This window comes from Nocardia africana NBRC 100379 (genome assembly GCF_001612635.1).
Lineage (GTDB): Bacteria > Actinomycetota > Actinomycetes > Mycobacteriales > Mycobacteriaceae > Nocardia > Nocardia africana.
Genome location: NZ_BDAV01000017.1, coordinates 142,138 through 168,770, shown reverse-complemented (window position 1 = coordinate 168,770; position 26,633 = coordinate 142,138). Strand labels below are relative to the sequence as shown.

Annotated in this window: 19 protein-coding genes and 1 pseudogene; 8 read left to right on the top strand and 12 right to left on the bottom strand. The window is 68.8% G+C overall.

The features are described 5' to 3' along the window. Window positions 1-4 precede the first annotated feature (4 nt). Window positions 5-6,328 (bottom strand): type I polyketide synthase, encoded by a 6,324-nt coding sequence (locus tag NA3_RS29140; RefSeq protein WP_062967028.1) that lies wholly within the window; start codon window positions 6,326-6,328, stop codon window positions 5-7. Window positions 6,329-6,719: 391 nt separating this feature from the next. Here NA3_RS29140 and NA3_RS29135 point away from each other — a divergent pair, with 391 nt between their 5' ends. Next, window positions 6,720-7,274, top strand: a complete 555-nt coding sequence (locus NA3_RS29135; RefSeq protein WP_062967026.1) for an ester cyclase — start codon at window positions 6,720-6,722, stop codon at window positions 7,272-7,274. Here the strand turns inward: NA3_RS29135 and NA3_RS29130 are convergent. From NA3_RS29130 to abc-f, 3 genes and pseudogenes are all read right to left on the bottom strand, one after another. After that, a complete protein-coding gene (locus tag NA3_RS29130; RefSeq protein WP_062967024.1) occupies window positions 7,260-7,958 on the bottom strand; it encodes a TetR/AcrR family transcriptional regulator in 699 nt (232 codons plus the stop codon). The genes NA3_RS29135 and NA3_RS29130 overlap by 15 nt on opposite strands. Beyond that, complete coding sequence (locus NA3_RS29125; RefSeq protein WP_062967022.1) at window positions 7,955-9,628, bottom strand: MFS transporter; 1,674 nt, start codon at window positions 9,626-9,628, stop codon at window positions 7,955-7,957. The genes NA3_RS29130 and NA3_RS29125 overlap by 4 nt, the downstream gene beginning before the upstream one ends. Before the next feature lie 462 nt (window positions 9,629-10,090). Then, window positions 10,091-11,742: pseudogene (gene abc-f / locus NA3_RS29120) on the bottom strand (ribosomal protection-like ABC-F family protein). A 56-nt stretch (window positions 11,743-11,798) separates the two neighbouring features. Here abc-f and NA3_RS29115 point away from each other — a divergent pair. Beyond that, entirely contained in the window at window positions 11,799-12,077 is a 279-nt protein-coding gene (locus NA3_RS29115; protein ID WP_128145180.1) for a hypothetical protein, read from the top strand. On the opposite strand, the gene NA3_RS29110 is transcribed toward NA3_RS29115, so the two are convergent. Further along, complete coding sequence (locus tag NA3_RS29110; RefSeq protein ID WP_062967018.1) at window positions 12,072-12,713, bottom strand: winged helix-turn-helix transcriptional regulator; 642 nt, start codon at window positions 12,711-12,713, stop codon at window positions 12,072-12,074. The two genes, NA3_RS29115 and NA3_RS29110, sit on opposite strands and share 6 nt — an antisense overlap. Window positions 12,714-12,843: 130 nt before the next feature. Here NA3_RS29110 and NA3_RS29105 point away from each other — a divergent pair, with 130 nt between their 5' ends. Then, window positions 12,844-13,653, top strand: coding sequence for a class I SAM-dependent methyltransferase (locus NA3_RS29105; protein WP_062967016.1), 810 nt, complete (start codon window positions 12,844-12,846; stop codon window positions 13,651-13,653). Window positions 13,654-13,657: 4 nt separating this feature from the next. Here NA3_RS29105 and NA3_RS29100 read toward each other — a convergent pair whose 3' ends face one another. The 4 genes from NA3_RS29100 to NA3_RS37830 all read right to left on the bottom strand — a co-directional run bounded on the left by NA3_RS29100 (window position 13,658) and on the right by NA3_RS37830 (window position 16,505). After that, on the bottom strand, window positions 13,658-14,860 hold the full coding sequence (locus NA3_RS29100) for an RNA polymerase sigma factor (protein ID WP_062967014.1): 1,203 nt from the start codon (window positions 14,858-14,860) through the stop codon (window positions 13,658-13,660). A 4-nt stretch (window positions 14,861-14,864) separates the two neighbouring features. After that, window positions 14,865-15,209 carry a YciI family protein gene (locus NA3_RS29095; protein ID WP_062967012.1) on the bottom strand — a complete coding sequence of 115 codons (345 nt, stop codon included), beginning with the start codon at window positions 15,207-15,209 and terminating at the stop codon, window positions 14,865-14,867. A 10-nt stretch (window positions 15,210-15,219) separates the two neighbouring features. Next, the gene (locus tag NA3_RS29090; RefSeq protein ID WP_062967010.1) at window positions 15,220-15,801 is read right to left on the bottom strand and encodes a dihydrofolate reductase family protein; all 582 of its coding nucleotides are present in this window, start codon (window positions 15,799-15,801) and stop codon (window positions 15,220-15,222) included. 131 nt (window positions 15,802-15,932) lie between these two features. Beyond that, window positions 15,933-16,505, bottom strand: coding sequence for a hypothetical protein (locus NA3_RS37830; protein WP_167355060.1), 573 nt, complete (start codon window positions 16,503-16,505; stop codon window positions 15,933-15,935). A gap of 60 nt (window positions 16,506-16,565) precedes the next feature. Here NA3_RS37830 and NA3_RS37825 point away from each other — a divergent pair, with 60 nt between their 5' ends. Further along, the gene (locus NA3_RS37825) at window positions 16,566-17,366 is read left to right on the top strand and encodes an AraC family transcriptional regulator (protein WP_062967006.1); all 801 of its coding nucleotides are present in this window, start codon (window positions 16,566-16,568) and stop codon (window positions 17,364-17,366) included. Window positions 17,367-17,381: 15 nt separating this feature from the next. Here NA3_RS37825 and NA3_RS29075 read toward each other — a convergent pair whose 3' ends face one another. Beyond that, window positions 17,382-18,749 carry a DUF2254 domain-containing protein gene (locus NA3_RS29075; RefSeq protein WP_062967004.1) on the bottom strand — a complete coding sequence of 456 codons (1,368 nt, stop codon included), beginning with the start codon at window positions 18,747-18,749 and terminating at the stop codon, window positions 17,382-17,384. 187 nt (window positions 18,750-18,936) lie between these two features. Here NA3_RS29075 and NA3_RS29070 point away from each other — a divergent pair, with 187 nt between their 5' ends. The 4 genes from NA3_RS29070 (at window position 18,937) to NA3_RS29050 (ending at window position 22,862) form a co-directional block, all read left to right on the top strand. Next, complete coding sequence (locus tag NA3_RS29070; protein ID WP_062967001.1) at window positions 18,937-20,181, top strand: MFS transporter; 1,245 nt, start codon at window positions 18,937-18,939, stop codon at window positions 20,179-20,181. Window positions 20,182-20,189: 8 nt separating this feature from the next. Further along, on the top strand, window positions 20,190-20,561 hold the full coding sequence (locus NA3_RS29065; RefSeq protein ID WP_062966999.1) for an ArsR/SmtB family transcription factor: 372 nt from the start codon (window positions 20,190-20,192) through the stop codon (window positions 20,559-20,561). A 168-nt stretch (window positions 20,562-20,729) separates the two neighbouring features. Then, entirely contained in the window at window positions 20,730-22,154 is a 1,425-nt protein-coding gene (locus NA3_RS29060; RefSeq protein WP_063917804.1) for a hypothetical protein, read from the top strand. Between the two features lie 285 nt (window positions 22,155-22,439). Continuing rightward, window positions 22,440-22,862: a DUF7144 family membrane protein gene (locus tag NA3_RS29050; protein WP_062966995.1), complete on the top strand. Its 423-nt coding sequence runs from the start codon at window positions 22,440-22,442 to the stop codon at window positions 22,860-22,862. Window positions 22,863-23,082: 220 nt separating this feature from the next. Here the strand turns inward: NA3_RS29050 and NA3_RS29045 are convergent, their stop codons facing one another. Next, on the bottom strand, window positions 23,083-24,750 hold the full coding sequence (locus tag NA3_RS29045; protein ID WP_227995287.1) for a SulP family inorganic anion transporter: 1,668 nt from the start codon (window positions 24,748-24,750) through the stop codon (window positions 23,083-23,085). Continuing rightward, a complete protein-coding gene (locus NA3_RS29040) occupies window positions 24,747-26,582 on the bottom strand; it encodes a phosphoenolpyruvate carboxykinase (GTP) (RefSeq protein WP_062966993.1) in 1,836 nt (611 codons plus the stop codon). Before NA3_RS29040 ends, NA3_RS29045 begins: the two co-directional genes overlap by 4 nt. Between the last annotated feature and the right edge of the window lie 51 nt (window positions 26,583-26,633).

Sequence of the window (26,633 nt, the reverse complement as noted above, 5' to 3'; positions counted from 1 at the left end):
CTCCTCACGCTGCCGTACCGTCGGACGTTGCTTCTTCCTGGGCGATCTGGGCGGCGATCTTCGCCCCGAGACCGGCCAGCGACAGGCCGGCGCCGATGGACAGCACCGACATCTTCACGCCGAGGCTTTTCACCACCCGTGCGCCGAATTCCATGGCCATCAGCGAATCGAGGCCGAGTTCGCTGGTGGGCGTCGCCAGATCCACGGTGTCGGCGTCGACGCCCAGTACGATCGCCAGCTGCTCGGCGAGCAGACAGGCGACCACCTCGCTGCGCTGTTCGGAATCCAGTGCCAGAATCTCGGCGCGCAGGGCGCCGACTCCGCCCGCGCCGCCCCCCGCGGCGGCGACCAGTTCGGCGAAACGCGGTGCGCGCGCCGAGGATCGGTGCGCGAGCGCCCACTGACTCCAGTCGATATCGAGGATCGCGCACTGGGTGACCGGCAGCCGCAGGGTTTCGAACAGCAGCACGGTCGCGAGATCCATATCCAGTGAGCCGTAGCCGGTCATCTCGGCATAGCGCGACACCGCCCGCGAATCGGCCATCCCGCCGTCGCCGCGCATGAACCCCCAATCCACCGAGATCGCCGCCAGCCCCTGCGCGCGCCGCGTCCAGGCCAGGGTGTCCAGGACGGAATTTGCTGCGGCATAACCCAATTGGGGCGACAGTCCGGCGATACCGCTGGCCGAAGCGTAGAGAACGAACAGGTCCAGGTCGAGTCCGGCGGCCCGGGTCGCACGGTCGAGATTGAGCGCACCGAGCACCTTCGGCCGGAAGATCTCGTCCAGCGATTCCGGGGTGACCTCCGGTATCTCGGTGTTGTTGACCACGCCCGCCGCGTGGACGAGGCCGCGCAGCGGGGCTCCGTCGGCGGCGATCCGATCCAGCAGGGCGGCCACGGCGTCGTAGTCGGCGACGTCGACACGTTCGGCGCGCACCCGCACTCCGGCGGCGGCGAAGCGGGCCAGTTGCGCGCGGGCGGCCGCGGTGCGGGCGCCGCCGCGGCCGACCAGCACCAGATTGCGGGCGCCGCGCCGTACCAGCTGCCGGGCCGTCGCCAAACCGAAGGCGCCGAATCCGCCGGTGACGAGATAGCTTGCCGCCGGGTCGATGTCGACGTCGCGCGGCAGATGCCGGACCTGCGGGTGGTCCGCGCGCAGATCCAGTGCCACCCGGCCGATCTGCGCCGAGCGGGCGACCGTCTCGAAAGCCGTGGTCAGGTCGTCCAGACCGAAGACGGTATTGGGCAGCGGCGTGTAATCGCCCGTGTGCAGGGCCTGCACGACGCGCCGCGCGGCGCGGCGGACCTGCTCGGGGCGGCGGGCGAGGATGCGGTCGATGTCGACGGCGAAGAACGACAGGTTGCGGTCGAAGGGCCGCAGATCGATGGTTCCGGATCCGTAGATGTCGGCCTTGCCGATATCGACGATGCGGCCGAATTCTCCGGCGACCCGGAAGTTCTGCCGCAGGATCTCACCGGGCGCCGAACTGTAGACGACATCGGCGCCCGCGCCGCCGGTCAGTCGCAGTACCTCGTCGACGAATCCGATCGACCGCGAGGACAGGACCTCGTGGGCGCCGGCCGCCCGCACCCGTTCGCGGCGCTCGGCGGTGCCCGCGGTCGCGATGACCCGGGCGCCGAGTCGCAGCGCGACCTGGATCGCGGCCATCCCCATGCCGCCGGCCGCGCCGTGCACGAGGACGGTCTCACCCGGTTGCACGCGTGCGAGGTCCCGCAGCCCGATCTCCGCGGTGAACAGCGGCATGACCGATGTGCAGTGCAGCGGATCGAAGGTGCCGGCGTCGAAGATGTCCATCACGGTGGTGGCCCCGGTATCGGGGCGCAGGGTGACGTATTTGCGGACGATTCCCGGTGCGACGACGAAGATCTCGTCGCCCGGCGCGATCCCCGTCACCGCGCTGCCGACCCGTTCGACGACGCCGTATCCGTCCATCCCGATCTCGGTGCCGAAGAAGGTGCCGTCGAGTTCCCGCTCGGTGAGCACGCCGAGCACCTTCAGCGCGTCCTTGTAGTTCAGTCCCACCGCCTGCATGCGGATCTCGACCTCGTCCGCGCCGGGGGCGATCCGGTCGGTGGTGGCCAGGGCCAGATCGGGAAGCAACCGCGATCGTGGAATGTCGAGACGGTACGACTGCTGCGGATCCACCAGCGGCGCCGGGGTTTCCCACTCCCGCACATGCTCCGGCAGGGTGTGCCGCCAGCGAATCGTCCAGCACGCGCCCGCGCGCAACGCCACCTCGTCGATGCTGGTGTCGGCGTAGATCCGTTCGAGGACCTCGGCGGCGGGCGTGCCGGGTTCGGTATCGACGAGCCGCCACTGCCCGGCCGGTAGTTCGTTGAGCAGTTCGCGGCGCGCGCCGGTGAGTGCCGCATGGTCGAGGCGGGCGAAATCGTCGATCGGCAGGCACAGCGCGTTCTCGGTGACGATCACCGCGCGGACCTCGATCGCACCCGAATCCGTCTCGGACAGAAGCTGTTTCACCGCGCGGGCGACTTCCGCCGTGCCGTGCACGCCGGCGGCGGGGTCGAGGTCCTCACCGGCGGCGACCACCACGCGCAGACTGCCGGAGCCGAGCGCGGCGGTCCGGAACAGATCGGCGAGCGCGGCGGCGTCGAACGCCCCGGAGTGCTCGCCGACGGTCACCGGCTCGACCCGTCGTGACGTGGCGATCTCCTTGGCGCGCTGGCAGATCTGCGCCCCGAGGTTGATCACCACGAACGCCTCGTCCGGCGCCGGTGCGGCCGCGGGTTCGCCGCTGTCGGTGACGATCTCCCACACCGGTTCGTAGAACAACTCGTCGAGTCGTTCGGTGAGCGAGCGGGTGGCGGCGAGGCTGCGGAACCGCACGCCGAGCAGGCTCATCGCGACCGTGCCGTCGGCGGCGGCGATCCGGATGTCGGCACGCAGCGCGTCGGCCGGATCGCGCGTCACGACCACCACCGGATCGTCCGGCAGCGGGCCGTGGCGGCGAACCCCGGATATCGACGCGGGAACGACGACGTCGTCGTCCGAATCGGGTTGCGGGCCGGAGATGTTCGCGTACAGTGCCGCGAAGCACTGCAGCGCGGCATCGACGACGGCCGGGTGGGCCAGGTGACGGTGGGCGGGATCGGCATCGCCGCCGTCGACGCGGGCGACCACGGTGTCGGCGCCGACGACGATGTGGCGTAGTCGGCGGAATGCGGGCCCGTAGCACAGTCCGTGTGCGGCCATCCGCTCGTAGACCGTGTCGGTTCCGATCTCGACCGCATCGGGCGCGGGACCGGTATCCACGCGACAGGAATCGACATCCGCCTCGACGAGCCGGCCGTAGGCGTTGACCGTCCAGTCCGAGCCGGTGGCCGGGCGGGACCGGATCGTGAAACGGCGGGTGCTCTCCTCCACCCCGATCCGCACGACCGGCACATCGTGGTCGTCGATCACCAGCGGGCTGACGAATTCGACACCTTCCAGGCCGAAGGTGTCGCGGCCGGTGCGCGCGGCGACCGCGCTGAACGCGGCGTCGAGGTAGGCGGCGCCGGGCAGCACGACCGCCTGCGCGACCACATGATCGTGCAGCCACGGCAGATTCGACACCGACAGCTGCACCTCCCATTCCGGTGCGGTGGCCGCGGTCCGATCGCCGAGCAGGGCGAACCCGCCGGGTGTGCCGAGCCGGTCGAGTTCGGTCTCCGGCTGCTGCGACCAGATGCGCCGCCGTTGCCACGGATAGTGCGGCAGGTCCAGATGCGGTGTGGCCGTGTCGATTCCGATCGGAAGCCGGTCGCCGTCGAGCGTTCCCGCGCGGTAGAGCTCGGCGACCGCGTTGTGCAGATTCGCGTGGTCGTCACCACCGCGCGCGAGCGTGGGCACGGCGGCGCCGGTCACGCCGCGATCCAGCAGGATCTCGCGAATGCTGCCGCTGAGGACCGGATGCGCGCCGATCTCCAGGAACACCCGATGCCCGTCGGCGAGCATGGTGGCGACGGTGTCGGCGAAGCGCACCGCGTCGCGCACATTGTGGCACCAGTAGTCGGCATCCCAGTCGTGGCTGCTCGTCCGCTGTGCCGTCACCGTGGAGTAGGCCGGAATCGTGGCCGCCGACGGGGACAAAGCCGCGAGTTCGGTGCGCAACTCGTCGAGCACGGGATCCATGTGGCGGCTGTGATACGGCACTTCCACCCGCAGCATCCGGGCGAACGTGCCGTCGGCGGTGAGGCGGTCGGCGAGGTCGCGCAGCGCCGCCACCTCGCCTGCCAGCGTGACCGCCGAGGGGCTGTTCACCGCCGCGATATCGATGTCGGAGGCCTCGCCCAGCAGTTCCCGAACCTCGGCCTCCGCGAGACCCACCGCCAGCATGCCGCCGGTGTGCGCGGTGGTGGCCTGCAACCGGGAACGGTGATAGCTCACCGCGACCGCCTGCGCGGCTGTCAGCGAACCGGATACGTAGGCCGCGGTGACCTCGCCGACGCTGTGACCGACCACCGCGGCCGGACGGATCCCCAGCGCGGCCAGCTCGGCCGTGAGCGCCGCCTGCACCACGAAGTTCGCCGGCTGGGCGATCTCGGTGCGGATGATCCGCGAATCGTCCTCGTCGCGGAGCAGTTCGGTGAGGACCGACCAACCCGCCAGTGCCCGGAATTCTCGATCGATCTCGCGGGCGGCGGCGGCGCCGGGACCGTCGGCTTCGAGCAGCGCCCGGCCCATCGCCCACCACTGCGGTCCCATTCCGCTGAACACGAAAACCGGATCGGTGCTGCCCTCGGAGATCGCCCGCGCGGGCGTCCGCCCGCCGCCGGCCGCGAATTCGGTCAGCTGGGCGCGCAGATCGTCGCCGTCGGTGTAGACGAAGGCCGTGCGCAGCGGGTGGTGTGCGCGCCGCACCCACGCCGCGGCGGTCAGGTGGTGCGTCGGCACCGCATCCGAGGCCACGCACAGCTGCGCCGCCAGCGCGCGCAGCGCGGACTCGTTTCGCGCCGACAACGGCAGCACGGGCAAAGACGGTGCCGTGCAGGCTGATTCGGCCGTCGTTTCCCCACGGCCGGCCGGAGGTTCGGGTGCAGGCCCGATCAGCACATGCGCATTGGTTCCGCCGTAGCCGAAGCTGTTGACGGCGACCACCGGCTGTCGCAGCGGTTCGGCGGCCAACGGAACCCGCAGGCCGAGGCCGTCGAAATCGATCTCGGGATTGGGATTGTCCAGCCGTGCCTGCGGGGCGATCGTGCGGTGATGCACGGTGAGTGCGGCCTTGATGACGCCGGCGACACCCGCCGCGGCCTCGGTGTGCCCGATGTTGTTCTTCACCGACCCGACCGGCAGCGCCTCCGTGCGTCCGGGCACGGCCCCGTACACCGCGCCCAGTGCGGTCATTTCGATCGGATCGCCCACCGGAGTTCCGGTGCCGTGCGCCTCGACGAAGCCGATCTCATGCGCGGCGATCCCGGCCTGCCGCCGCACCCGCTCGGCGAGCTGTTGCTGCGCAACCGGATTCGGGACCGGCACGGCCAGGGTGCGGCCGTCCTGGTTCACCCCGCTGCCGCGTACCACGGCGTAGATGCGATCGCCGTCGCGCACCGCCGCGTCGAGTGGTTTGACGACGATCGCGCCCGCACCCTCGCCGCGGCCGTAACCGTCGGCGTCGGCGTCGAAGGATTTGCAGTGCCCGTCGACGGCCAGGAACCGGCCCTTGCACATGGAGACGAACGTCTCCGGTTGCAGCATCGCGTTGGTGCCCCCGACGATCGCCGCCGAACATTCCCCGGCCTCGAGTGCGCGCACGGCCTGGTGCAGCGCCACCAGGGAGGACGAACACGCGGTGTCGATGGTCATGGTCGGTCCGTGCAGATCGAGCAGGAACGCGATGCGCGCCGAGAGCAGGGTGTGCGAGGAACTGGTGGGGGTGTGCGAGTTGATCGCGGCGCGACCGATATTGCGGCTCACCGCGTTGTCCATCATGAAGCCGCCGACGAAGACGCCGACATCGCGCCCGCCGACCCGCCCGGCCATACCGCCGTCGTCGAGCGCCTCCCAGGCCACCTCGAGCAGCAGCCGCTGCTGCGGATCCAGGATGGCGGCCTCGCGCTGGGAGATGCCGAAGAAGTCGGCGTCGAAATCCCACAGCGATTGCGTCAGGAAGCCACCATGGCGGGTGTACATGCGGCCGGGGGCGTCGGGATCCGGGTCGTAGAACTTGTCCAGACTCCACCGATCCGCCGGAACGTCGACGATGCCGTCGCCGCGGCGGAGCACGAAATTCCAGAACGAGTCCGGACCGTCGATACCGCCGGGAAAACGACAGCCGATCCCGACGATTGCTGCATCGGACATTGCGAGGTCCTCTAATTGTCTGCACCGAGTCGTGCACGCGTGCACGGAAGCGGTCGAACCATTCACCTACGAACAACAGGAAGCATAGATACGAACCACTTCCGAGGGTTGGCGAATTGTCGAAAGTTGTTGGAGGACTTGGCCAAAGGGCATCCGGTGGTGAATTTACGAGTTGACATCCGGCCTGCTGACAGTGTTATTTCCGGGCTGACATCGTTATTTCCCGAACTCGGGACCACGGGTATGTCCAGCCCATGACGGCGTTATTTCGAGCACCCGCGCAATGCGGTCCGCACAATGACATCGTTATCGGCCGCCGGCGCTGCCGAATCCGGTGGAATAACAATGTCACCGCCATTCATGACATTGTTATCCGGGTACATTCGGCACCATGAAATCCGGTGAATTCGCTCTCGATCCGGGAGCCGACCCGATGACCGACACCGCCTGGCTGCGCGGGTTCGTCGACCGCTACATCGCCGGGTGGAACGCCGGTGACAGTGCGGCGGTCGCCGCCTGCGTCAGCGAGGACACCCGCTGGCTCGATCCGTCCGACGAGCACGTCATGATCGGGCGGTCCGCGGTCGCGGCATTCGTCGAGGACACCGTGCGATCCTTCCCGGATGTGGCCTATGACCTCGTCTTCGAGCCCGCCGTCACCACCGACGGGATGGCCGCGATCGTGCCGTGGCGGATGACCGGCACCCATACGGGTCCGATCGATCCGCCCGGATTCGCCGGTACCGGAAAGAAGTTCGACCTGTTCGTGGTCGACATCTGGCAGTTCCGGGACGGGCTGATCTGGCGCAGCAAGGCCACCTGGGACCTGAACGAACTGCTGCTGCAACTCGAACTGCTCCCCAAGCGCAACGGCTTCGCCGAGCGCGCGATGGCCCGCATGCAGCGCGCCGGCGTGCGGCTGCGCCGGCGGTCACGACGTGGGTGAGAGCACCCGCTCCACCGCGTGGTTCACCGAGCGCTGCACCCACTCCGGGTCGGCGCCCATGCCGATCATGATGTTCACGATCGAGGGCAGCAGAACTTCGCCGACGCCCTCGTCCCCGTAGAGCCCGGCCATGTCGAGTTGGATGAAACCGTAGAGACCCGTCCAGAATTGGGCCGCCGCCGCACGTGCGTTCTCCGCGCGAACCAGGCCGGCGTCGAGGGCGCGCTGGGTCGCCCGCACCACGTGGTCGAAACTCTCGCCGAAGTTGTCGAAGTCGGAATCGCCGGTGCCGGACAGGATGTTGCCGCGCCGCAGCTTCACCTCCGCCCGGGGTGATTCGGTGGCGAACATCAGGCGGAACAGTTCCGGTTTGCGCAGCGCTTCGTCGCGAAAGACGAAGCCCAGCACCAGAATATCGGCGATCGGGTCGTCGCTGGACCCGCACCCGGCCAGGCGTGCCGAGAGCTGGGCGAATCCGGTCGAGCCCACCGCGCGCAGCAGGCCGGGCATTCCGCTGAAGTTGGAGTAGATCGCCATGGTCGACACTTCGCAGATCCGCGACACCCGTCGCACGGTCAAGGAGGTCAGGCCCTCCGTGGAGATGAGTTGAATGGTCGCTTGGATCAGGCGATCTCGTAACGACTGTGCCGTCGCGGCGCCGGATTCACAGGCGGTCGCGCTCATGCCACCGCCACCGTTCGCAGTTCGGCGGCGGTGATGTCCTCGAGGGAGCGGCGCCGCGTCTCCACGATGTAGACCACCGCGGCGATCGTCGCCAGCGCGATCGGCACCGCACTGAGCAGGGCCATCACGCTGATCGAGGGCGCCGCCACCGCCAGCACCACCAGGGCGATCACCCCGACGCCGCCGGCCTTCGTCATGGCCGCCGCGACACCGCTGCCGCGCGATCTGATCCGGGTCGGGTAGATCTCCGCGCCGTAGGCGACGATCACCGCCACGATCGAGCTGGAACCCCAGATGGGAACTACCAGAAGGATATTGAGCAGCAGCCGGTGGTCGGCCACATGGTCGCCGAGTGCCACGAAGCCGGCCAGGGTCACCGCCAGCAGTGCGCCCAGCGTGATGAGGGTCCACTTGGTGGAACGGTGGTAGCAGTAGGCGACGGCGAAGTTCAGCGGGAATCCGATCAGTGCGGAATCGCGCAGAATGCGGTCGGCGGTCACATCGCTGAATCCGAGCGCGCGCAGATTGGTCGGCAACCACAACTGGAATCCGTAGGTGACCAAGCCGACCCCGAGCCCGATCAGTGACAACACCACGGTCACACCGAGATACGGCCGGCGCAGCAGTTGCCCGAACCCGTCGCGCACACCGTCCTCGGCAGCCAGTTCGCTGTGCTCCACCGGGACGATCTCGGCGTTGTAGGTGCGCAGCACCTCTTCGGCCTCGCGGTGACGGCCGACGGCCAGCAGGTAGCGCGGCGATTCCGGAATCCAGCGCACCAGCAGCACCAGCAGGAACCCCGTCGGCAACCCGAGCAGCCACAGGCTGCGCCAGCTGTAGGTGTGCCCGATGGTCGAGGAAAGCCAGCTGGTGACGATGTACGCGCCGGCGATGTCACCGCCGATCAGCACCAGCAACCAGCCGCGATGCCGGGCCGGGATGGTCTCCGAGAGAAGGGTGAACGCGATAGGCAGCATTCCGCCGGCGCCCAGCCCCATGACGAAACACATCGCCACGTTCCATTCGAAACTGGGCATCGCGCCACAGATCGAGGTGCCCACGAAGAAGATGCCGGCCAGCAGGATGGCGGCCTTGCGTCCCATCCGGTCGCCGAGCCAGCCCCACAGGAACGAGCCGAGCACGGTGCCCGTGATGCCCGACAGCGGCAGCAACGCCACCGGCAGTGCGTCGATATGCGGGTTGGCCGGTGTTCTCAGGTGGTATTCGGCGCCGACGCCGGGCACCACGAACGACAGTGTGGTCGGCTTCATCACGTCGATGGTGATCGCGGCCGCCATCACCAGCATCAGCACCACGTGCACGCGGGTGATGGGGGCGTCGTCGAGTGCGCGCACTCGCAGCGCGACCACCCGGTGGTGCACCGATCGGGTCGGGAAGAGGCCATAGGTGGTCAGCGCCAATCCGGCCACGATCAGCGCCATACCGCAGATCATCGCGGTGTCCATGGGCATCCCCGCCATGCGGTAGCTCATGTCCCGGGCCATCCGGAACATCGGCACGTGCAGCAGCACCCCGCCGGTGGTGGCCGCCAGGCCCAGCCAGAACGCCCAGGTGCGCCGGCCGGTGCCGGGTGTGTCGGGTAATTGCGGAGATTCGACGGATTCCCTGCCCTGCATCACCGGATCCTCGTCTACTACATCAGCCGCCACCCCTCGGCCGTCGAACAGCTACCGGGCGGTAGCTTACACACGAAACGTGCAGATCGATGGCCTGTTTCGGAAGATCTAATGTGAAAAGCCTTCTCCGGAAATACTTTTCGTGGAACCGGTCGGCGGGCGGGCGCCGATGTGCCGCCGACGGCCCCGGGTAAGGCGCGTCAGCAGCGGTCTTGCGGAAATCGAGCCCCGGTCGGATGGCGCCGGTGCGCGGAAAAGTATGGAGTGTGTGCGACTCGGGCAAATCGGTGGTTACCGATCGCTGCGGTAGGTACGACAACACACCGATTCTAGTGGCGGACAAAAGTTTTCACCCGCCAGCCGTGGGAAGGGCGTGTACGCACCGATCCGCCCGATGCTCGATGCGCGTGGTGTCGAAACGGGTGCTCCCCGTGTGGCGGCGGGCGAAACACTCTTTTCGACCGCCGCCACGCATCTACTCGGATCCGTCGGGCGTTACTTCGGGGCCGGAGGTTCGGCGGGGATGCCGGCGTCGTCGGACAGGCGGCCGTCCTCGAGTCGCAACCGCCGGCTCACCCGCACCTCGGCGAGGAAGCGCTCGTCGTGACTGACGACCATGATCGCGCCCTGGTAGGACTCCAGGGCGCCGACCAGCTGTCCGACACTCACCAGATCGAGGTTGTTGGTGGGTTCGTCGAGCAGCAGCAGGTGCGGCGCGGGTTCGGCGAACAGCACGCAGGCCAGTGTGGCCCGCAGTCGCTCCCCGCCGGAGAGGACACCGACGGGCAGGTGGGCGCGGGAGCCGCGGAACAGGAAGCGCGCCAACAGATTCATCCGCTGTGCGGCGAGCAGGTGGGGGGCTGTGGCGGCCAGATTCTCCGCCACGGTCCGGTCGGCATCGAGCAGATCCAGCCGCTGGGACAGGTAGGCGATGCGGCCGTCGGCGCGGGTGACGGTACCGCTGTCGGGAGTGAGGTCGCCGTGCACGATGCGCAGCAGCGTGGACTTGCCCGCCCCGTTGGGACCGGTCAACGCGATGCGCTCGGGTCCGCGGACGATGAGATCGGCGCCCTGGCCGGCGAACAACTCGCGGTCGCCGAAGCGGAACCGGATGTGCTCGGCGGCGAACAGGGTGCGACCGGCCGGGACCTCGGTATCGGGCAGGTTCAGCACGATGCGCTGTTCGTCGCGCAGCGCCCGCCCGGCCTCGTCGAGGCGGTTCCTCGCGGCGTCCAAGCGGGCGCCGTGGGTTTCGTTCGCGCGGCCCGCCGACTGCTGGGCATTGCGTTTCATGGTGCCGGCGAAGATCTTCGGCAGTCCGGCGTTACCGAGATTGCGCTGCGCGTTGCTCGCCCGGCGCGCGGCGCGTTCGCGGGCCTGCTGCAGTTCCCGCTTCTCGCGTTTGACCTCCTGTTCGGCGGTGCGAATGTTCTTCTCCGCCACCGCCTGCTCGGCCTGTACCGCCTGCTCGTAGTCGGTGAAATTACCTCCGTAGTAACGGATTTCGCCGTCGTGGAGTTCGGCGATGCGATCGGTGCGGTCGAGCAGGGCCCGGTCGTGGCTGACCAGCAGCAGGCAGCCGTTCCAGTCGGTGAGCACGTCGTAGAGCCGGTGACGGGCCTCGAGGTCGAGGTTGTTGGTCGGTTCGTCGAGCAGCAGCACATCCGGTCGCCGCAGTAGCTGGGCGGCCAAACCGAGCGAGACGATCTGGCCGCCGCTGAGGGTGCGCAGCCGCCGATCGAGCGGCAGCTCGCCCAGCCCGAGCCGGTCCAGTTGGGCGCGTGTGCGTTCCTCGATGTCCCAGTCGGTGCCGATGGTGGTGAAGTGCCGCTCGTCGGTGTCGCCGGATTCGACGGCCGCCAAGGCGGCGAGCTCCGGTGCGATGCCGAGGACTTCGGCGACGGTCGGCTCGGCGGTCAGGGGCAGATCCTGCGGCAGATAACCGAGGGTGCCGTCGATGGTGATGCTGCCCGCCGAGGGTGTCAGCTCGCCGGCGATCAGCCGCAGCAAGGTGGTCTTTCCGGCGCCGTTGGGGGCGACCAGGCCGGTGCGCCCGCCCGGCACCGTGAAGGACAGATCCCGGAACGCCGGGTGTCGTCGGGCCAGGTGAACGACAGGTTCGAACAGACGATGAAGGCATCGGACATGGGTGAGACCTCGAAAGTCGTTGCGGCACGGTGCGACCGCACCACAGGGTGATCGGGTGAACGACGACATGGCCACGTCGGCGGCGCCGCATGCGCCTACCGGTGGCCGTGACTTCCGGGTCTATCCGGAGATGTCGAGTTCACCAGCCATGTCTGGTCTCCTTGATCTACCGACTCCGCCCGACGATAACAGCCGGACCGCATCTCACGGCAAGAGCGAGGTCGGGTTGCCGCCCGTCGGCCTGGCCGCGATGTTCCTGCTGACCGCGTCGGCGCACTTCCTGCGGCCGCGACGCGACGCGCTGATCGCGATGGTCCCGGTGCGGCGGCTATGACTGTTGCGCGCGGGGCCGCAGGCGGGTGAGTACGTGGTGGTCGCCGCGTGCGGTGAGGCCGAGTTGCTGTGCCACCTCCAGATCGATCACCCCGGTGAGCAGGCCGAGCACCGCATTGGCGGGTCCGTCGAGGGTCAGATCGGCGGCGTCGGCGCTGCCGCCGCGGGTCTCGACGCGGCCTGCGCCGATGTCGACGACCGCACGCACCTCGTCGACGACGAGTTGAATCACCACCGGTGCGGCCGCGGGATCGGCGTCGGCGGTGAACCATCCGGGTGCGTAGGCCAGCCACTGCGGCAGGAACGCGTCGTCCGGGCCGACCGTATCCATGTACCGCAGTCCCCAGCGGCCCAGTGCGCGCAATGCGGGTTCCAGTTCCCGGCCGGCATCGGTGAGCCGATAGAGAGTCGATGCGACCGGCGGCGCCGCGTCGACGCGGTCGATCAATCCGGCGTCCTCCAGATCGCGGAGGCGGGTGGACAGCAGATTCGCGGCGATGCCGGGCAGTCCGTTCTTGAGATCGGTGAATCGGCACGGTCCCTGGATCAGCAACTCGCGCACGATCAGCAGTGTCCAGCGATCACCCACCACATCCAGCGCGCGGGCGATCGAACAGTACTGGCCGTAGCTTCGCATGCGTCCATTGTATCGGGCAGAAGTAGAGTTTCTGAATTTGTTGGTTGAAAGAATCTACTTTGTGGTCCTAGCATGAAAAGGCAAGGTCGGTCGCCGATGGCCGGGAATTCCTCTGTATCGGAGTAAGCGCATGACTCGCACCCAGATCCCCGCCCAGTACGCCACCGGCGCGGCCCGAACCGATATCGAACGGGCGCTGCTCGCCGCCGGCAAAGATCTCGACCGCCTGCGGCTCGACGATCTGGCGATGCTCGAGGACTTCCACACCAGTGGGCGCATCGCCACCGGCGCGCTGGCCGATCTGGTCGACATCACCTCTGACACAGCGGTTCTCGACGCCGGTACCGGTATCGGCGGCACCGCCCGATACCTGGCGGACCGATTCGGGTGCCGGGTCACCGGAGTCGATCTGGTCGAGGGGTATTGCGAGATCGCCCGCTGGCTCGACCGGCTCGTCGGCCTGGACGACCGAATCACCGTGCGATGCGCCGATGTCACGGCACTACCGTTTCCGGACGGCGCCTTCCAGGTCGTATTCAGTCAGCACGTCCAGATGAATATCGCCGACAAGGACGGCCTCTACCGCGAAATGCGCCGGGTTCTGGCGCGCGGCGGCCGGCTCGCGCTCTGGGATATCACCACCTCCGGCGCCGGTGAACCCGACTATCCGCTCCCGTGGGCCGACAGTCCCGGCTTCGGTCACCTCACCACGCCCGCTGCCCTGCGCGCGACGATGGAGGCGGCCGGATTCGTCATCGAGCGGTGGGACGATCGCACCGACGAGGCCGTGGCCGTGATGCGCATGGTGCGGCAACTGCCGCCGAGCCCGCTCGGCCTGCACGCCTTCGTGCCCGACTTCGCCACGCGCTCAGCGCATCTCACCGACTCTCTGGCCGACGGGAGGCTACGCGCGATTCGGGCGGTGGCGCGGGCGCGGTGACCGGTCAGCGGCGTGTGAGCGCGGCGCTCCGGGTGGCCAGGTAGTCGCGTTCGCGTTGATTTGCGGTGAGGCGGGCCGCCGTATCGAAACTCCGTTTCGCCTCGTCCGTCCGGCCCAGGCGGGCGAGCAGATCCGCGCGGACGGCATGGAACAGGTAGTGCTCGGTCAGGTCCAGGCCGTCGACGAGACTCAGTGCCGCGGCCGGTCCGTCGATCTCGGCCACCGCCACCGATCGGTGCAGTGCCACAACGGGATTCGGGTCGAGGCGCGCCAACCGATCGTAGAGCGCGAGGATCTGCCTCCAGTCGGTCACCGGATCGGTGTGCACGGCGTTGATCGCGGCGAGCAGCTGATATCGGCCGGGCCGGTTGTGGCGCAGGCAGGCGCGCACGATGGCCCGGCCCTCCGCGACCAGTGCGGCATCCCATCGGCCGCGGTCCTGGTCGGCGAGCCGGACGAAGGCGCCGGTCGCGTCGGTGCGGGCATCGCGGCGAGCGTGGGTGAGCAGCATGAGGGCGAGCAGGCCCGCGGCCTCCGGCTCGCCGGGCATCGACTCGACCAGGGCGCGAGTGAGCCGCACTGCTTCGGCACACAGGTCCGCGCGCAGCAGTTCCGGGCCCGAGGACGCCACATATCCCTCGTTGAAGATGAGAAACAGGGTGGCGAGCACGGAATCGAGTCGTTCGGGCAGATCGGCCGCGCCGGGCACCCGGTAGGGGATACGGGCGTCGCGAATCTTGGCTTTCGCGCGGGCCAGCCGCTGTGCCATGGTCGATTCCCGGACCAGGAACGCGCGAGCGATGTCGGGCGTCGTCAGCCCGCCCAGCAGCCGCAGGGTCAGCGCGACCTGCGCGGGCCGGTTCAACGCCGGATGGCAGCAGGTGAACATCAGCCGGAGTCGCTCGTCGGGCACGGCGGACTCCTCGGTGTCGTCGGGCGGTGCGTGCACCAGCGCCGCCTCGGCGTACTTGCCGGCCCTGGCGGATTCTCGGCGCAGCTGGTCGATGGCTCGGCGTCGGGCGGTGGTGATGATCCACCCGGCCGGACTCGGGGGCGGCCCGTCCTGCGGCCAGCGGCGCAGCGCGGCGGCGAAGGCGTCGGCGACCGCGTCCTCGGCCAGGTCGATATCGCCCAGTGTGCGAATCAGCACGGCGACGGACCGGCCGTATTCGGCCCGGAAGACGGCGGCGATCTGTTCCGGCGTCATCGGGTCAGAACGGCGGAACGTCCCGGAACGGGCGAATTTCGATCGGCAACGTGGTGGCCGCCGCGGCCTTGCGCCCCCATGCCAGCGCCGCGTCCAGATCGGGTGCGGTGATCACCCAGATGCCACCGATATGTTCCTTGCCCTCCAGATAGGGCCCGTCGGTGATCAATCCGTCGGCGCGCACCACCGTCGCACTGTCGGCCGCGTGCAGGCCGCCGGTGAACATCCACGACCCGCTGTCGCGCAATTCCTCGTTGAGCCGGTGCAATTCGGCGACGATCCGGTCCATGGTCTCGGCATCGGGCGCGCCACTGTCGGGTTGGTAGATCGAGAGCAGATACTGGGGCACGGCCCTCTCCTCAGCGCCGGGCGTAGCGGGCGATGATCACGCCCGTGGTGGTCGCGACGCTACCGAGGAGGCGAAATTCGGTCAACGGCGCCGCGCCCTCGAACAACCTGGTCCCCGAACCGAGGGTGAGCGGGTGAATCACCAGCGTGTAGCGATCGATCACACCGGCGGCATGCAGGCTGCGCACCAGAGCCGCGCTGCCGATGATCGACAGCTCCTTCCCCGGTTGCGACCTCAACGCGCGCACGGTCCGAATCGCGTCGCCGCGCAACAGAACCGAGTTCTGCCACGCGTCGACGTCGTCCAGACCGGTCGAGGCGACATACTTCGTCGCCGCGTTCATATGTTTGCTGTAGGGGTTGTCGTCGGCCCGTCCCCACACCGTGGCGAAGTCCTCCCAGGTGCGACGCCCGAACAGCATGTCGCCGGGCTCTGCCATATCCCGGCCCATTTCCCTGGCGAGCACTTCGTCCTGAAACCGCTGCCCCCAGCCCCCGAACGCGAACCCGCCCCGGGTGTCCTCGTCGGCTCGGCCCGGTCCCTGTACGACACCGTCGAGCGCGAGATTCATGGTCGCCGTGATCGTTCGCATCGGCCTGCTCCTCTCGATTCCGGGAACGCGCACGATCGCGCCCCTCACCCCCTATACGAACGGCCGTCGCCGAAATCGACATCGGGGGCCTGAGGATTGTCGAACCGCCCACTCGCCGAGCACGAGGACTTTCACCGCGCGGGATCCGATGCCGCGCCGGCCATCCGCTGCTGGTCGCGGCGGGCCCACCGGTCGCGGGGTTCACCCACGCGCCGTCCCTCGCCCGCGTCCAGGCGACGGCGCGCCTCGGCCATCGACTCGCCGATCGATCGATGCCGGCCCCACCAGTGGATGTGGCGCAGATAGCCGCGGGAGCGGTAGGTGTTCATCACCACGACATGGTCCGGGCTGCCCGTGAACTCCTCCAGCGCGTCGGCATCGGCCCACAGCGACAGCGAATAGGTGATCCGTCCCCACGGCTGATAGCTGGTGACGATCCCGAGCGCGCCGTCGGTCCGCAGCACCTGCTTCTCCAGCCGCGCCGAGATCGTGGCGACAGGGACCAGGTCCGACAGCCGGTGCGGGCGGAATTCGTTGACACTCAACAGTATCCGTTCGGGCCAGGCGGTGGTGGCGGTGTGATACCAGGGGCGGTACAGGCGGAAATCCGAGGCACCGAAGCCCGACTGCGCATGTGCCCGCAGCGTGGTCGCCGCCGACAGGCGGAAAGCATCCGCGGTGGCGGAAATGCCGAGTGGGGACATGGTGATCACTCTTTCTCGAAGGGGTCGACGCGTAGCCGTCGTGGCGCTAGCGTCGCAGGTGTGCGCGCCGCCGGACTTCCGAAAACGTGCGGTGACCAACCGCCGCCGCTGGTGTGGATCAGGCCGGATCACGCCGGGTACCTCGGTCCCAACATCCGGGTGACGCCGCATGCGGCGGCGGTCGACGTGCTCAATGTGGGTGTGGACGGGCCGTTGATCTTCGAATCTCCGGGACTCGGTGCGATGCGTCCGGGTAGTGTGTACGCCCCCGCGCGCCTTCCCCATCGAGTACTGGTTCCCGAGGGCCGGGTATTGCTGTTGTTCGCCGATCCGGCTCGCCGGCCGGCTCCGGGTTCGCCGGACACGGTGCGAGAGTCCTTCGGCCCCTTCGGTTTCGGTCATCGGTCCGAGGCCGATATCGCTGCGGCCTGCCGCGACGGTGCCGCACCCGATGTGATCGCCCAGTACACCGGGCTCCGGACCACGGTCGCGGGGCTGCCGGCCGCCGATCCGCGGATCACCCGGCTGGCCGAGACCATCCGCAACGCTCCCGATCGGGTGTACCGGGCTCCGGAGGTCGCTGCCCGGCTCGGCATGTCGCCCTCGCATTTCCTGCGGCTGTTCGCCCGGGATACCGGCACCACATTCCGCCGCTATCAGCAGTGGGCACGCCTGCTGCGGGTTGTGCGTGGTCTGGCGTCTGGTTACGACCTGACCCGTAGCGCGGTCGACGCCGGCTTCGCCTCACCGTCGCATTTCAGCGACACCTTCCGGCACACCTTCGGGCTCTCCGCGACCGACCTGCTACAGACCGGCGTGCGCTTCGACGTCTCGGATCCCGAGCCGAGCGCGCCGATCTGAGCACCGCCGGCGCGGTCACGGCTGCGGATTCGGTGCGGGCACGGTCGTCCGTGGTCGCGTGGTGAGCGCCGCGCGCTCGGCCGCGATCTGCGCGTGCAGGGCATGGCAGCGGCGCAGGACGTCGGCGCGGTCGGGTTCCTCGGGGATGAGCGGGACGGCGTGCTCGATCATCGTCGCCTGTTCGAGGATCACCCGGAGCCGATCGGGGTCGGTGACGCGGTCGGCGATCTGAGCCAGCGCGTCGAGTTGGCGGATCATCACCGCCGGTTGCCCGGCACCGGCCTGGCGGATCTTCTCGAATGCGCGCTGTACCAGCCGCTCGTAGCTGACCTGTGCGGCGAGCACCCGGATATGACCGTCCTTGTCGCGGCGCACCGGATTCGGCTCCCAGGTGACCGCGATCCGCGACAGGCAGTCGCCGAGCCAATCGATACAGGTCAGCACCGTGAACGTGTCGTTGGTCGCGGAGGCGAGTGCGCGCAGCGCGACCTCGACGATCTGATCGACGCCGAAGGAGACGTCCTGCACCAGGCTGCGCATCGAGCCGGTGACGTGGCCGCGGGAGAACTTCCGCTCGATCCCCTTCGCGGCCTGCGCCGGCCACACCCGCGCGATCACCTGCCCCTCGGTCACGAAATGCCCTGGGCGATAGGGCAAATGGATGACCGCATCCGCTTCGGCGGCCAGCCGGACCAGCCGCTCGTAGCGGATGTACTGGAGATATCCGCTGTTGGTCGTGCGCACCTCACCACCGGATCGGGCCAGCAGATCGCGAAGTTCACGCGCCGACGGACCGTGTTTCGCCCCGCCCGCGGTGGTGTCGGCGTTGGCGTCGACCGCCGTGCGCACCTCGCGCGCGATATCGGCGACCACGTTCGGCAGTTGGATCTGCCCGCCGATGTGATTGATGAAGTAGATGAGCACCGCCAGATCCACCACCAGCGAGCCGATCGACACCGTCGCGCTGATGTGCGGGACGAAATCCTCGCCGACCGATACCAGCGCCGCGACCGCGTAGACGAAGGTCGCGACGAAGGTGCCGAGTGTCAGCTGGGTGCCGCGGTCGCGGATGAAATTGCGCAGCATGCGCGGCCCGAACTGGGTGGAGGCCAGCGTCAGCGCGAGGATCGTGATCGAGAAGACGACACCGACCACGGTGATGATCGCGGCCGCGATGGCGGTGAGAACCTGGCGTGCCGCATCCGGTGTGCCGCCCAGCACCCAGGTGGGCAGGCTCGCACCGTTGTGATAGGCAGCGCGGTCGAGAGTGAAGGTGAGCGCGAACAGCGCCACCGCGGCCAGGACTTCCAGCGTCGGGACGAACCACAGATTGGTGCGCAGCCGTTCCCGCCACCGATCCGCCTCGAGCGAGATCCCCTGCACGCTGGACCTCCTTGCGCTCTCGCCGACGGCGAATCTCCGGCCTGTCGACCCGAACCTACCTCGACGGAGATCGAATCGTGGCGCCGAGTGAGGGCAGCCGTTGAAGAGACAATAAGTTCGCAATTGCGCACTTATTGTCTTAAACTGGCGGTGTTCGATGCGTCCCGCGGATCCTGGAGGCCCCGACGTGCTGGAGGTGTTGCGGCACGACCGTTTCCGGCGCTTGTTCACCGCGCAGGTGGTAGCCCTGGTCGGAACCGGTCTGCTGACGGTCGCGCTGGGCTTGGCGGCCTACGATCTGGCCGGATCCGATGCCGGTGCGGTGCTGGGCACGGCGCTGGCGATCAAGATGGTCGCCTATGTTTTCGTGGCGCCGGTGGTCTCGGCGCTGACCGATCGGGTGCCGCGGCGGGTGCTGCTGGTATCGGCCGATATGGTCCGGCTGGTCATCGCCTTGCTGTTGCCGCTGGTCACGCACGTCTGGCAGATCTATGTCCTGATCTTCGTGCTGCAGGCGGCCTCGGCGACGTTCACCCCGGCATTCCAGGCGGTCATCCCGTCGATCCTGCCCGACGAGGAGGACTACACCCGCGGGCTGTCGCTCTCCCGGCTGGCCTACGACCTGGAATCGCTGCTCAGTCCCGTGCTGGCGGCGGTATTGCTGACCGTGGTCGGCTACCACCTGCTGTTCGTCGGCACCGCGGCGGGTTTCGCGACCTCGGCGATCATGGTCGTGCGGACCACGCTGCCTCGATCGGTGCCCGCCGAGCGGGCCGGCTCGCTTCCGGCCCGGATCACGTGGGGCGCACGCCTCATGGCGGCCAGTCCGGTGTTGCGCGGGTTGCTGGCCATGAATGTCGCTGTCGCCGCGGCGACGTCGCTGGTCGTCGTCAATACCGTGGTCTACGTGCGCGACCTGCTGCACGGGCCCGCACCCGCGGTCGCGGTGGCGCTGGGCTGCTTCGGCGGCGGCTCGATGATCGTCGCGCTGGCGATCCCGCGGCTGCTCACCGGCATTCCCGATCGCCGCCTCATGCTGATCGGCTGCGCGATCCTGCCTGCCGGTCTCGCCGGCGCCGCGGCGCTCGCCGCGCTCGAGCCCGGACCACGCGCGGGCTGGATGCTGCTGGGGGTGGCGTGGTCGATCATGGGGGCGGGCACGTCGCTGATCACCACCCCCTCGGCGCGACTGCTGCGGGCCCAATCCGACGGCAGCACCCGCACGGCCGTATTCACCGCGCAGTTCTCGCTCTCGCACGCCTGTTTCCTGCTGACCTATCCGATCGCCGGCTGGCTGGGCGCCGCCACCGGACAGGCGGGCGCGGCGCTGACGTTGATGGTCGTGGCGGCCGTGGCCGCCGTGGTTGCCGCGCGAATGTGGCCGGTCCACGTATCGTCGGGTGCGCAGATGGCCACAGCAGGAAGTCGGTGAACCAGCCCATGACCGGTGAGGAAACCCCCGCAGTCGACGCCCTGCCGCCCAGCCTGGTGCACATCGTCGAACCCGACCCGGCCCGCCTCGAGGCCGCCACCTCGGTGTTCCGGATGCTCGCCGACCCGACCCGGCTGCACATCCTCTGGGTCCTCGCCGACGGCGAGGCCGATGTCACCGCCCTCACCGAGGCCTGCGGCGGCTCGCGCACCGCGGTCAGCCAGCACCTGGCCAAACTCCGCTTCACCGGCATGGTCGAGACCCGCCGCGAAGGCCGTCGCATCATCTACCGCATCCGCGACGGCCACCTCGCCCGCCTCGTCCGCGAAGGACTCAACCTCGCCGACCACATCGTCACCGGCGAACTGCCCCACGAATAGAGCGCGATTCGGGCGGGGTATTCGACCCGCCCGGTGCCGCGGCGGGCAACAACCGGTCACGGTGTGGGATCGATCCGGGGACGGCGGCGGATGCGGTGTTCCGTCGAAGGCGGTGGCGCCGAATCAGTTCTGGGCCGTGTCGATCGGCCCGGAAGGGTGTGAGCCGTCATGTCCGCCGATGATCGAGATGCCCGCCCATCGGAGTCGAGTGCGGCACTGTCCGCCGACGACCGCGCCGAACTCGAGCGGTTGCGCGCCTATGTCGCGGCGCATCCACCGCATCCCTCCCGCCGGCACATCTGGCGCTGGACCGGCGTCGTGCTGCTGCTGGTCCTGACCGGGCTACTGATCATCGGATCGGTGACGACGCGGTTCGTGCGCAGCCAGATCTTCGACACCGACCGCTACGTCACGACCGTCGCACCGCTGGCGACCGATCCGGCGATCCAGAAGGAATTGGCCGACAAGATCACCGATGCGATCGTCACTCGCGTCGACATCAAGGCGTACACGACCGACGCGGTCAACGCGCTCACTCAGAATGTCGGGCAATTGTCGGATCGTCCCCGTGCGGTCGCGGCGCTCAACAGCCTGCCCGCGCTGGTGGCCGACCAGGCCGAGAACTACATCCACCAGGCCGCGACGGCGGTGGTGACCAGCGATCAATTCGTCGAGGCATGGAATACCGCCAACCGCCGCGCGCACGACGCGCTGGTCCACGTGGTCAAGGGGGAGACCCGGCCTGGGATCGAGGTCAGCGACGACGGCACCGTGAGCATCTCGCTGAAGCCGATCCTGGCAACGGTGCGCGAGCGCCTGGATGCCCGCGGAGTCAGCCTCGCCGACCGGATCCCGGACGTAGACGCGCAATTCGTCCTCTTCCACGCGACCGAGCTGCCCAAGTACCAGTCGTGGATGCGCACGCTCGATCGGTCGGCGAACATCCTGCCGTGGGTGGCATTGGCCACCGCAGCGGGCGCGGTGTGGCTGGCTCCCCGCGGGCGGCGGCTGCGGACCCTCGCGCTGGTCGGGGTCGCCGGCGCGGTCGCGATGGTGCTGCTGGCCATCGGGGTCGTGATCGCTCGCAGCATCTACCTCGATTCCGTTCCGCCCGATGCCTTGTCACCACCGGCCGCCAGCGCACTGTTCGACACCGTGATCCACCCGCTGCGGGTATCGCTGCGCGCGGTCGCGGTCGTGAGCCTGGTCGTGGCCGCGGTGGGATATCTGGCCGGCTCGTCCCACTCGGCGCAGTCGGTGCGTTCCGGTTTCGGGCGGCTCATGGTCGCCGCCCGCGGCCGGCGTCGGCGCCCGCCCAACGTGGTCGAGACGTTCGTCGCGCACTATCGGACACCGCTGCGCCTCGCGGTACTGGCCGGCGCTGTGCTCGTCTTGGTGTTGTGGCCCTACGCGACCGGCCTGGTCGTGATCGGCATCGTGCTGGTCGCGGGCGTGCTGCTGCTGGTCATCGAAATTCTCGCCCGGCCCGCAGCACCGGAGACCACTGCCGGGCCGGAGACCACTGCCGGGCCGGAAACCACTGCCGGGCCGGAAACCACTGCCGGTCCGGAGCACTCGTCGACTGCCGGGTGACGCCGGAACCGGCAATTCGGTTACGTTTCGGGGTCGATCGACCGGTCCACCGGTTCGGGATTATCCGCGGCGTTTTCCGCGACGAATCGTTAGATGCCCGGTTGGCTCGCCGAATTCGTCCATCGAGCGATGTACCAGGTCGATGAGCGAACCGGGACCATCATCCGCCGCGGCGGCTGGTCAGGAGGCAGCGCAGGGCCGCATGTCACAACCCACCAGAACCGACGCATGTCGGTACGCGCCGGCGGATCCGCCGGCGAGGTTCACGAAAAGGGGTGAGCCGTCGTGACGGCTACGGAACACGGAACACGCAACGGGCGATCCGACACCCGCCATGCGGTAGCGGCGGGCACCTCGCTGGCCGCGGCGGCCCTGTTGGCCGTCACCGGGGTCGTGTCCATCCTGCAGGGCATTTCGGCCATCGTGAAGGACGACGTCTACGTCTCCGGGCCGGACTACATCTACAAGTTCGACATCAGTGGATGGGGATGGATCCATCTGATCCTCGGCATCCTCATGGTGGCGGCCGCCGCCGGGTTGTTCACCCGGTCCACCTGGGGGCAGATGTTGGCGATCGCGCTACTGGGTTTGTCGATCATCGCCAATTTCCTGTGGCTGCCGCACTATCCGTGGTGGTCGGTCCTCGTCATCGCCCTCGACATCGTGGTGATCTGGGCGATCGCCACGTGGGATCCGCACAGAGTCTGACCTCACGCGCCGGCCGGACCGCGTCTCGGGGACTCGGTCCGGCCGGCGCGCGGTCGGCCGCCACCGCATCGGCGCGTCGAAGGCGTCGCTGCCGCACCGGTCGCCCATTGCCTCGGCCGCGTGTCGTGGATCTGCGGGATCGATCCTGTGAAGGACGTGTCCTCGCCGTCGGTCGGTTTGCCCGGCCTCTCGCCACTCACAGCGGGTGATGCTGTGCGCGCTACCGAGGCCGGGCGAGATCGCCGCGGCGCCGGTAGGTTTCGTTCGCGGTTACGTGGCGCGCATACGCGAGGGCGTCGGGCGTCTGCTCGAAGATCTGCGTCTCGCCGCCCGCGGGCAGGGCGCCGAGCGCCGCGAGCCGGCGCCGGTGCTCGTCGCGCAGGCCCGACATCAGCACCGTGATGTGGCGGTGCTGCAGTTTCGCGATGGCATCCCTCAGGACCAGTGCGCCCGTGGTGTCGAGTGCGGTGACATGCGACATGCGCAGCACCACCACGTGAACGTCGGCGACCTCGGTCAGCTCCAGCAGGAAGCGGTGCGCGGCGGCGAAGAACAGCGGCCCGTCGATGCGGTAGGCGACGATGCGGTCGTGCAACAGGCGGTGTTCCTCGCTGAGATGGTCGGTTTCGTCGAGCGGAACCTGATGCAACCGCGCCTCTTTCGCCACCGACCGCAGGGCCAGGACGACGGCGATCGCGACGCCGACCCCGACCGCGGTCACCAGGTCCATGGCGACCGTGACCAGGAATGTCGCGGCCATGATGAGCGCGTCGCCGCGTGAGGCCCGCGCGATGGCGGTCAGCGACGCGGTTTCCACCATGCGGACCGTCGTGGCCAGCAGCACACCGGCCAGCGCCGCGACCGGGATATCGGCGACCAGTGGTGCGGCCAGGTAGATGATCGCGGCCAGCACCACCGCGTGGGTCAGCGCGGCCAGCCGGGTGCGGGCGCCGGAGCGGACATTGACCGCGGTGCGCGCGATCGCACCGGTCGCCGGCACCCCGCCGAACAGCGGTGCGGCGATATTGGCCAGGCCCTGTCCGAACAGTTCGCGGTCGGGATCGTGGCGAGTGCCGACGGCCATGGCGTCCGCGGCGGTCGCCGACAGCAGTGATTCGAGTGCGCCCAGTGCGGCGACCGCCAGCGCCGGCGCCACCAGCGACCCGAGGCTGCCCCAGTCGAGAAAGTCCAGGGTGGGGGCACTGAGACCGGACGGGAGGGCGCCGATGGCCGCGGTGTGAATGTCGAAGACCGCGACCACGACGGTCGCGCCGGCGACGGCCAGCAGCGCGAAGGGCAGCTTCGGCAGGAACCGCCCGCCGGCGAGCATCACCGCGGCCACCGCTGTGGCGATCACGACCGGCGCGAGATGTGGTTGCGAAATATATTGTCGCACAGCATCATAGGCCGACTGCCAGACCTTGTCCCCGTGCGCGTGCGCGATGCCGAGAGCGTTGGGGAACTGCTGCAAGGCGATCACCACGGCGATGCCGGCGGTGAAGCCCTCGATCACCGGGGCCGGCATGTACCGCACCGCACGCCCGGCCCCGGCGACCGCGAGCGCCACCAGCACGATGCCGGCCATCAGGCCCACGGCCAGCACCCCGCCCCCGCCGTGCTGGTGGACGATCGGAACCAGCACGACGGTCATCGCGCCGGTAGGTCCCGACACCTGGAAACGGGAGCCGCCGAATATCGCGGCCACGATGCCCGCGACGACCGCGGTGGTCAGTCCGGCCGCGGCGCCGAGTCCGGAGCTGATGCCGAAACCCAGTGCCAGCGGCAACGCCACCAGGGCGACGATCAGCCCCGACAGCAGATCCGGGCCCGGGGCGCGGACGGCCGCACGCCAATCCGACCAGCGGGGGAGCAGTGCTGCGATGTTCACAACCGCGCTGCCAGACGTAGTTTCAGCGCGGCGAGCTGTTCCCGCAACGGGTCGGGCAGGCGATTGCCGCCGATCCTGGCGTACCAGTGGTCGATGTCGGCTACCTCGGCCACCCACTCGTCGATGTCGACCGCGAGCGATGCCGCCGTCCGCGCGCGCTGCGCGTCGTCGAGACCGGTGAGATCGAGGGCCTCGACCGGCGGCACGTAGCCGATCGGCGTCTCGACCGCCTCGGAGGTGCCGTCGAGACGGTCCAGCGCCCACTTCAGCACGCGCACGTTGTCGCCGAAGCCGGGCCACAGGAATTCGCCTTCCGGACCACGGCGAAACCAGTTGACCTGGAAGATCTTCGGCAGTTTCGCCGGGTCGGCCGCGGCGCCGAGCCGCAGCCAGTGGGCGAAGTAGTCACCGACGTGATAGCCGAGGAACGGCAACATCGCCATCGGATCGCGCCGGACGACGCCGACCGTCCCGGCCGCGGCGGCGGTCGTTTCCGACGACAGCACCGACGCGGTGAACACCCCGTGGGCCCAGTCGAAGGATTCGGCGACCAGCGGGACGGTGGTGGCGCGACGGCCGCCGAAGAAGATCGCCGAAATCGGCACGCCGGCCGGATCGTCCCATTCCGGAGCCACCGACGGGCACTGGCGAATCGGCGTGCAGTACCGCGAGTTCGGATGCGCGGCAGGCGTTCCCGATGCGGGTGTCCACTCCTCGCCGTGCCAGTCGACGAGATGGGCGGGCGGGTCGGCGGTCAACCCCTCCCACCACACGTCCCCGTCGTCGGTGCGGGCGGTGTTGGTGAAGATCGAATTGCCCTTCGCGATGGTGGTGATCGCGTTGGGGTTGGTCGTGGCGCCGGTGCCGGGGGCGACACCGAAGAATCCGGCCTCGGGATTGACCGCGTAGAGCCGGCCGTCGGCGCCGAAGCGCAGCCACGCGATGTCGTCGCCGACCGTCTCGGCGGTCCAGCCGTCGAGTGCGGGTTCGAGCATGGCGAGGTTCGTCTTGCCGCACGACGACGGGAACGCCGCGGCGATGTAGTGCGTGTTCCCTTGCGGGGAGGTCAGTTTCAGGATCAGCATGTGCTCGGCCAGCCATCCTTCGTCGCGGCCGAGCACCGAGGCGATGCGCAAGGCGAAGCACTTCTTGCCCAGCAGGGCGTTACCGCCGTAGCCGGATCCGTAGCTCCAGATCTCGCGCCGCTCGGGGAAGTGCGAGATGTACTTGGTGGTGTCGCACGGCCACGCCGCATCCGGCTCGCCGGCGCCCAGCGGTGCGCCGACCGAATGCAGGCATGCGACGAAGTCCGTTCCGGCCGTGAGCTTTTCCCACACGGCGGCGCCGGATCGCGTCATGATCTGCATCGACACCGCGACATACTCCGAATCGGTGATCTGCACACCGTATTTCGGATCCTCAGCGTCCAACGGCCCCATGCAGAACGCGATGACATACATCGTCCGTCCGGCCATCGCGCCGCGATAATGCTCGGTCATCACCGCCCGCATGTCCACCGGGTCGACCCAGTTGTTGGTCGGGCCGGCGTCGGTCTCGCGTTCGGAGCAGATGAACGTGCGATCCTCCACCCGCGCCACGTCCTCGGGATCGGAGACACACCAGAACGAGTTCGGCTTGCCGGTCAGCGGAACGAACGTTCCCTTCTCGACCAATCGTGCGGTCAGCCGATCCCACTCCGCGCGGGAGCCGTCGCACAGGACGATGTGCTCGGGTGCCGTCAGTTCGGCCACCTCGGCGATCCACGCCAGAACGCTCTCGGGGGCCACCGGAACCTCGTCGAGGCGTGCGATGACACGTGAACTGTCGGACACGAGCTGCCTCCTTGATAAAGCTGCAATGTAGTTAGTTTAGAAAACCTGCAA